The sequence below is a fragment of the Paracoccus mangrovi genome, assembly GCF_042648425.1.
Taxonomy (GTDB): Bacteria; Pseudomonadota; Alphaproteobacteria; order Rhodobacterales; family Rhodobacteraceae; genus Paracoccus; species Paracoccus mangrovi.
In genome coordinates this window covers 1-6,425 of the sequence record NZ_JBHRXJ010000032.1, presented here as the reverse complement: position 1 = coordinate 6,425, position 6,425 = coordinate 1, and the positions used below count along the sequence as shown (strand labels likewise).

The window sequence follows — 6,425 nt, the reverse complement described above, 5'->3', positions numbered from 1 at the left end:
CCATTATAGGAGGCCCACCTCACAGAAGCAGGTTAAATTTACCGGTTGAAGCAACCGGTAAAACCATGTAGTGGTAGCGCTCAATCCATGAGGTGAGAACGATGGCAGAACCGGAAATCAAAACTATCGCTCAAACAACACTAAGGACGCACTGGTCTAGGTATCTGAATGAGGTTGTGGCAGGTAAGTCGAAAATTGGTGTCAAGGATCAGTCCGACAATATATTCTTGATTATATGCAAAAACACTGATCATGACGAAATAAGCACGTTGATAAAGTCGGGAGAGGCAAGAGACAAATTATCAGATGTATTTTCTCAAGTTAAGTCCGGCGTCACATTTAGAGTGATAAACAAGCACCGCAAAGAAGTTGTTTTCAAAAGAAGCCCAGAATACGACTACCCCCTAACGGAACCAGTTAGAAAATTTTGGGAAGAAAAAATATACTCCGAAATTCGCAGCCCAGACAGAATTGAAAACATTGAGAGTCTAATAAAATCCAACAACGAGAATATAGACGAAAAGGTAGATAAAATATTCCGACTTGTTCGGCACGCTGTTCGAGCAAGCCACGGCCTACGAAATGCCCCAATAGACACCCTATAAAGAAGAAAAATCATGTCATACTTAAACGCCTTGATGACCTTAGTGATACTGTGCTCATCGACAGGAGCCTCCTTCGCAGGCCCATTCGGCATAGACATGAATACATTCAATCCTGTTGCTGCTGGATGCGCGGCAGTTCCAGGACAACCAGCAAGATATGAGTGCCATCCAAATACAATTCCCGGAGCGATTCCCCCCTTCGAGTCTTATGGCGCTGTCTGGTCTCAAGGAATTGGCTTGTGTCACTTTACAGCCATCGTGCCCAACCCTAACGGGAGAACAATAACCAACGAGTATGAAGAAAAGATATCATCTGTGATGTCTGCGCTCATATCAAACTACGGTGACAGGTATTCCTCAGCTAACGCCCCCGCAGATATTGGATCATGGTGGATAGACGTAATGTTCTCTTGGAGAACAGACCCCAGCAACGGATTCACGGATATAATAGTAAATTACTACGACAGGATGGACGCGAACTATCCTAGCCTCCAACCATTTGATGCTGGACTTCAAGTCTCATACCGCCGCATAATTTTTACTGACTGCATAATGGAAGCCGCGCGCGAATTAAACAGGATAGAGAATTCCCTTCCTGCTCCTAACGAATCTCTAACTAACGGCCTGTAAGCAACAAATAAGAGAATCCACCGTGAGACTTATATATTCTGCCGTGCTTAGCGCTGCTATCGTTTTTGCATACATGTATGCTTTTGGTGGAGCGCTATTTTATGAGAAAATTGGCAGTCAGAAGATGGGTGAAATATCGAACCATCTAACCCTGCAAGGCAGGATGTCACTATTCGACAACGCCCTTGCAAGTGGAATAAATAGTTCATTGCAAGGACGAGGGACCGACCCAAACGACCATATGCCTGACTACATAATGGACGAAGGACTAATAGCTATAAAAGTCAACGATGGCTACGCTGGAATGTACTTCCCCAATGAACCAAAGATAGACATCCCATTTTTTAGAAATGCTTACGTTTTCTTTGGCGTTATACTTGGCGCACTGCTGATTTTCATATTTTGATCCACCTTCTGCTTCATCACCTTTCCCTGTCGTCGCGGTCCCGATCCTTCTGGCGCTGGCTTCGTTCCTGCTGGTCACGCTCCCGCGCCTCGGGGGCTTTCTGCCGGTCGATCCAATCGCACTTCGGAATCTACCGCGATCAGCCTGACAACTCCGCCCCGTCGTGGCAGGCTGGCCGGATCAGTGGGTAAGCCCGCCGTCTCGGTCGTGGTCGCGAGCTTCCCGCTCCCGCAACCGTTCCTGCTGCCGCTCTTGCTCCTTCAGGCGCTCGGCCTCCTGCACCCGCTGGCGTTCCTCGGCCTCCCGGCTTTCCTGCAAACGCGCTGCCGCCTCGGCCAGCGTTCCCCGGTCGATCCCCTGCGCTGCCTCCCGTAGCCGCTCGGCCAGGCTGCGGGCAGATTCCGGCTCCGGGGTTTGACCAGGTGCGGCCACGGTATCGGACGCGGTGCGGCTCTGGCGGGCTTCCCATGCCTCGCGCAACCGCGCGGCCAGGTCCTGCCTCCCCTCCCGGCCATCCCGATCCGCAGCGCCGGCATAGGCCAGACCCTGCGCCGGCGGCCCGAGGCGATCCACCGCCCGCCCGATCCAGTCCCGCACCTGACCGGCCAAAACCTCCGCCACCCGCGCGACCTCGGCCACCTGTGCCTTGACCTCGCGCCACACCCGGACGGCCGCGACCTCGATGCCGCGTTCCTTCATCTGCCACGCTCCGGCAGAGAGTTGCGGCAGCGGATCCCGGTCCAGCTCCACCGCCCGCACCGTCTGACGCAGCGCCTCGGCCTCGTCGCCGCGATCATGCGCCGCGCTGGCCCGCTCCTGCGCATCGATCCGCTGCGCCTCTAGCGTCCGGTGGTCGATCCGCTCGTCATGGCCGCATCGCTCAAGGGCGCGGTTGCTGTCCCGCGCCCACGCCTCACGCCATCCTTCCAGCATCTCGACCGCGTTCCAGTCCCGGTTCTTCGCCCCGAACCCTTCGGGGCCGATTTCACGGGTGGTCAGCAGGATATGGGCATGGTGGTTGCGATCATCGCCTTCGCGCCCCGGCGCATGAAGGGCGATGTCGGCCACCATGCCACGGGCCACAAACTCGCGCTGGCAGAACTCGCGCACCAGCTCGACGCGCTGCCCGTGGTCCAGCTCGGCGGGCAGAGCCACCCGGATTTCGCGGGCAACCTGCGAATTCTTCCGGGTCTCTGCCGCCTCGACCGCGTTCCACAGCGCCGCCCGGTCCTGCACCCATGCGGGCGCGTTGGCCGGGGCGAGGGTTTCGACGTGATCGACGCCGCCGCGCGCACGGTAATCGAAGGTCAACCCGGTGCGGTGATCCTCGATCCGTTCGCCCACGCGGTAGGCCGCTGCCGCCGTGGCGCTGCGACCGCTCGACCGGGAAATCATCGTGGCCCGAAGGTGGTAGATCGCCATTTCCGCGCTGCACTTCGCTAAGGGTTCAAGGGAAACGCAGGGTTCCCTTGCCCACACAAACGCGCAGCGTTTGTATAAGTGGGCACTTCGTGTTTGACACGCTATCCACTACGCGGCACAAATTCAACGGTTGTAACGAGGAAGGGCGGAAGAATGGCGCGCACCATCGACCAGCAGATTGCAGATGCGCAAGCGAAGCTGGCGCGGCTCAAAACCCGTCAGAAAGCCAGCGACACCCGCCGTAAGATCATCGTCGGCGCCATCGTCACCACCGAGGCCCTGAAAGACCCAAAGATTTCCAAATGGCTGGCATCCACCCTGCGCAAGAACGCAACCCGGGACGTGGACCAGAAGGAAATCGCCGGACTGCTGGCCGACCTCGATGCCAGGGCGCAAAGCGCCGGGGCGGGTGAGGCATGAGCGTCAACACCGATCCGTTTCTGGTTCTGGTCGATGATATTGGCGCACTGCGCCGCCAGATCGAGAACCTGCAACGCACCAGCCTCGACAGGGACGAGGCCGAACACCTCAACGCGACCATCGCCCAGAGCCTCGACAACATGGCGCAAACCGGCAAGCGGCTGGAACAGCGCCTTGAGGGCCAGCTGCAGCTGGCAACCGCCAAGACCCACAGGGACGCCATAGAAGCCGCTCAGGGAGCCGCCAGAGCGGCTATCCGGGAATCCCATGCCGAACTCCTCCAAACGGCCAAGAGCCTCTCACAGGCCGCAGGAGAGGCCCGCAGAGAGGCATGGCGCTGGTTCGGCGGGTTCTGGGTCTGGCTGGCCTCGATCGGGGCCGCAGGGGCGCTTATCGGCGCGCTGGCCGTGTTCTGGCTGCAAGGCCGTGCCGATGCCAAAGCCTTCGGCCAGCATCCCCGCATCTACTGCCTGACCGCAGGCGGGGCATTCGCCGATCAGCGGGACGGAAGCCGATACTGCATCTTCATGGTTTCACCACCCACACAGCCAGCCGGGGAATGAGGCGATAGATCAGCGTCCAACGACCTCGGCACCGGGGGCGCTGAACTGGTCGATCCTGATTTGCCTGTCAGGGAAGCGGGCAACAATATCCAGTTCTCCGCCCATAGCCTGAATGAAGCGGCGCAGCGTCCCGATATACATATCGGTCCGCTTTTCCATCTTGGCGACAGATGCCTGATTGATGTTCAGGATCGCCGCCAGTTCTTCCTGCGAAAGCTGCATGGCCTTGCGCACCCCTGCCAGGGCCATTTCGCCTTCCAGCGCCTCGGACTTGACGCGGGCGCGTTCCTGCGCTTCCTGCGACATGCGGTTGCGAAGGGTCGAAAAGGAAGTTCTGCCAGCCATTTAGATCAATCCTTCTGCCTTGAGGTCCGCGATATGCTGGTCATAAAGATCATCAGCGACCGGGATCATTTCCTCATAGAACCTGTCGTTCCCTGTCTTGTCCCCTCCGATCAGCAAGATTGCCGACCGCCGGGGATCGAACGCATAGAACACCCGAAACGGGTCTCCATGACTTTGCACCCGTAGTTCGCGCATGTGGTCGTGGCGGCTGCCGTTGATCCCGCTGGAATGCGGAAAAGGCAGATTTGGGCCACGCGCCTCAAGGCGCTGGACATAGGAGTCTACGTCCTCCTGTTCACCCTCGGTGAGCGTTCCCCACCAGTCTGCGAACTCATCCGTGTATTCGACTTCCCATGTCATCCGTCCATATTATGCCTTTCAGTGCATAATTCAAGCCCTGACGGTGCGCCCCAGTTTTTCTAAGCATGTATCCGGCCAAGTCCTCGCGCGACCTGCATTACCCTTTTGGGTAAGGGCCTTGACCCCTTCCCCCGAACCCCCATCCCTCGCGCACACATGCGCGGAATCGTCCGTTCGGCCCACAAGGGGCCTCACGTCCGATGGCAGGCAAAAACTACACAGCCCGTCCGTAGGCGGGGGGTCGCCAGCCCTGTGAGTGGGCGCTCCCCCCCGGCCCGCAAGCGGGCCCGGACTGTGCATTTTTTGCCTGCCCTAAGATCATAAGAAGGGCAAAAAATTTCATGCAATAGTATCAATAACTTATCAGGGGGGGGTGCCTCATGAGCTATGAGGCACCCCTGCATCATCTAGATGATGCAGGTTCGTGCAAATATTGAACACTGACTTTCAATATTTTCTTGCAAATTTTGCACGCCAGCGTTCAGTATCGGTTCACAGATGATGCAGGTCGCATCAAAAATCGACCACTTTCGCCGCCCGAAATCAGCGAGTGCCAATGTCCGAGAATCGTCCAGCCCTGCCGCGAAAATCATCCGCAGGCCAATGGGTCCAAACAGAGCGGGCTGCGCATGAAGCATGGGCATCACTGATCGCCAAGGCCCCGAAGGCTGCGCAGTTGATGCACATCCTGACAGCGCGGATCGGTGAACATAACGCCGTCATCATCAGCCAAAAGACCCTGCGCACCCTAATGGGGTGCAGCCGCCCCACCGTGCAACGCGCCCTCGATGTGCTGGCCCAGGACAGATGGATTGAGGTGCGCCAGGTGGGCGAGAGTGGAACCGTGAATGCCTATGTCATCAACGACAGGGTCGCATGGGCGACCGGACGCGATGGCCTGCGCTACAGCCTGTTCAGCGCGGCGGTTGTCCTCTCCGAGGAAGAACAGCCAGACCGGGCCGAACTGGGGCGGCAAGAGCCGCTACGCAAGGTGCCAAGCCTGTTCAGGGATGAAAGGCAGCTTCCGAATGGCCCCGGCCTCCCACCGCCTTCGCAGCCGTTCCTGGATGGTATGGAACCAGACTTGCCCGCGACAGACGCCGACGAGTAGCCTTTCACCGCAACGACACAAAATGCCTTGCATGAAACGATCCGCAAGAGGACGGAAATACCCATGAAATACACAGCAGGGCAGGCTGCAAAAGCTACAGGAGTAGCAACGGCGACCATCACAAGGGCGCTGAAAAGTGGTCGTATTTCTGGTCAAAAGGATGATTCTGGCGCGTGGATGATCGATCCTTCCGAACTTCATAGAGTGTTCCCCCCCATTTCACAGCAGGGCAGAGAAACACCTAACACGCAAGGCCACGCAACAGACACCACAACACACGAAAGAGGGTATGAAATCAGCGCCTTGGAGCGCGAAGTTCAGACGCTCCGCGAGGCATTGTCAGATGCCAGAGAGGACCGAGACAAGTGGCGCGATATGGCGGAACGCCTATCAGTTGCCCCCCCCACCTCTCCGACCAGAAAACCAAACATATGGGAGCGCATCATCGGGAAAGGGTAACGTGCTTCCATTATAGGAGGCCCACCTCACAGAAGCAGGTTAAATTTACCGGTTGAAGCAACCGGTAAAACCATGTAGTGGTAGCGCTCAATCCATGAGGTGAG

The 6,425-nt window shown here is 57.5% G+C and carries 10 protein-coding genes; 7 read left to right on the top strand and 3 right to left on the bottom strand.

The genetic code is table 11. The features are described from left to right. Positions 1 to 101: 101 nt before the first annotated feature. Genes ACFOMH_RS20350 through ACFOMH_RS20340 form a run of 3 tightly spaced genes read left to right on the top strand, consistent with a single transcriptional unit; the run spans position 102 to position 1,641 of the window. The gene (locus ACFOMH_RS20350; RefSeq protein ID WP_377746756.1) at positions 102 to 605 is read left to right on the top strand and encodes a hypothetical protein; all 504 of its coding nucleotides are present in this window, start codon (positions 102 to 104) and stop codon (positions 603 to 605) included. A gap of 12 nt (positions 606 to 617) precedes the next feature. After that, positions 618 to 1,235 (top strand): hypothetical protein, encoded by a 618-nt coding sequence (locus tag ACFOMH_RS20345; protein ID WP_377746755.1) that lies wholly within the window; start codon positions 618 to 620, stop codon positions 1,233 to 1,235. Between the two features lie 22 nt (positions 1,236 to 1,257). Continuing rightward, positions 1,258 to 1,641 (top strand): hypothetical protein, encoded by a 384-nt coding sequence (locus tag ACFOMH_RS20340; RefSeq protein ID WP_377746754.1) that lies wholly within the window; start codon positions 1,258 to 1,260, stop codon positions 1,639 to 1,641. A 180-nt stretch (positions 1,642 to 1,821) separates the two neighbouring features. On the opposite strand, the gene mobQ is transcribed toward ACFOMH_RS20340, so the two are convergent. Continuing rightward, positions 1,822 to 3,063 carry a MobQ family relaxase gene (mobQ, locus tag ACFOMH_RS20335; protein WP_377746753.1) on the bottom strand — a complete coding sequence of 414 codons (1,242 nt, stop codon included), beginning with the start codon at positions 3,061 to 3,063 and terminating at the stop codon, positions 1,822 to 1,824. A 153-nt stretch (positions 3,064 to 3,216) separates the two neighbouring features. On the opposite strand from mobQ, the gene ACFOMH_RS20330 reads away from it, so the two are divergent. Both ACFOMH_RS20330 and ACFOMH_RS20325 read left to right on the top strand, forming a co-directional pair. Further along, the gene (locus ACFOMH_RS20330; protein ID WP_085787614.1) at positions 3,217 to 3,483 is read left to right on the top strand and encodes a hypothetical protein; all 267 of its coding nucleotides are present in this window, start codon (positions 3,217 to 3,219) and stop codon (positions 3,481 to 3,483) included. Then, positions 3,480 to 4,046, top strand: coding sequence for a hypothetical protein (locus ACFOMH_RS20325; protein WP_377746752.1), 567 nt, complete (start codon positions 3,480 to 3,482; stop codon positions 4,044 to 4,046). Before ACFOMH_RS20330 ends, ACFOMH_RS20325 begins: the two co-directional genes overlap by 4 nt. A gap of 9 nt (positions 4,047 to 4,055) precedes the next feature. Here ACFOMH_RS20325 and ACFOMH_RS20320 read toward each other — a convergent pair whose 3' ends face one another. Both ACFOMH_RS20320 and ACFOMH_RS20315 read right to left on the bottom strand, forming a co-directional pair. After that, entirely contained in the window at positions 4,056 to 4,391 is a 336-nt protein-coding gene (locus tag ACFOMH_RS20320) for an XRE family transcriptional regulator (protein WP_377746751.1), read from the bottom strand. After that, positions 4,392 to 4,751: a type II toxin-antitoxin system RelE/ParE family toxin gene (locus ACFOMH_RS20315; protein ID WP_377746750.1), complete on the bottom strand. Its 360-nt coding sequence runs from the start codon at positions 4,749 to 4,751 to the stop codon at positions 4,392 to 4,394. 556 nt (positions 4,752 to 5,307) lie between these two features. Between ACFOMH_RS20315 and ACFOMH_RS20310 the strand changes: the two genes are divergently transcribed. Together ACFOMH_RS20310 and ACFOMH_RS20305 are read left to right on the top strand one after the other, a co-directional pair. Beyond that, entirely contained in the window at positions 5,308 to 5,862 is a 555-nt protein-coding gene (locus ACFOMH_RS20310) for a hypothetical protein (protein ID WP_377746749.1), read from the top strand. 63 nt (positions 5,863 to 5,925) lie between these two features. After that, the gene (locus ACFOMH_RS20305; RefSeq protein WP_377746748.1) at positions 5,926 to 6,321 is read left to right on the top strand and encodes a hypothetical protein; all 396 of its coding nucleotides are present in this window, start codon (positions 5,926 to 5,928) and stop codon (positions 6,319 to 6,321) included. The last annotated feature ends 104 nt before the right edge of the window (positions 6,322 to 6,425 follow it).

Coding starts and splice junctions, on each gene's coding strand:
- ACFOMH_RS20350 (WP_377746756.1), top strand. CDS start 102: ATGGCAGAACCGGAAATCAAAACTATCGCTCAAACAACACTAAGGACG.
- ACFOMH_RS20345 (WP_377746755.1), top strand. CDS start 618: ATGTCATACTTAAACGCCTTGATGACCTTAGTGATACTGTGCTCATCG.
- mobQ (WP_377746753.1), bottom strand. CDS start 3,063: ATGGCGATCTACCACCTTCGGGCCACGATGATTTCCCGGTCGAGCGGT.
- ACFOMH_RS20330 (WP_085787614.1), top strand. CDS start 3,217: ATGGCGCGCACCATCGACCAGCAGATTGCAGATGCGCAAGCGAAGCTG.
- ACFOMH_RS20325 (WP_377746752.1), top strand. CDS start 3,480: ATGAGCGTCAACACCGATCCGTTTCTGGTTCTGGTCGATGATATTGGC.
- ACFOMH_RS20320 (WP_377746751.1), bottom strand. CDS start 4,391: ATGGCTGGCAGAACTTCCTTTTCGACCCTTCGCAACCGCATGTCGCAG.
- ACFOMH_RS20315 (WP_377746750.1), bottom strand. CDS start 4,751: ATGACATGGGAAGTCGAATACACGGATGAGTTCGCAGACTGGTGGGGA.
- ACFOMH_RS20310 (WP_377746749.1), top strand. CDS start 5,308: ATGTCCGAGAATCGTCCAGCCCTGCCGCGAAAATCATCCGCAGGCCAA.
- ACFOMH_RS20305 (WP_377746748.1), top strand. CDS start 5,926: ATGAAATACACAGCAGGGCAGGCTGCAAAAGCTACAGGAGTAGCAACG.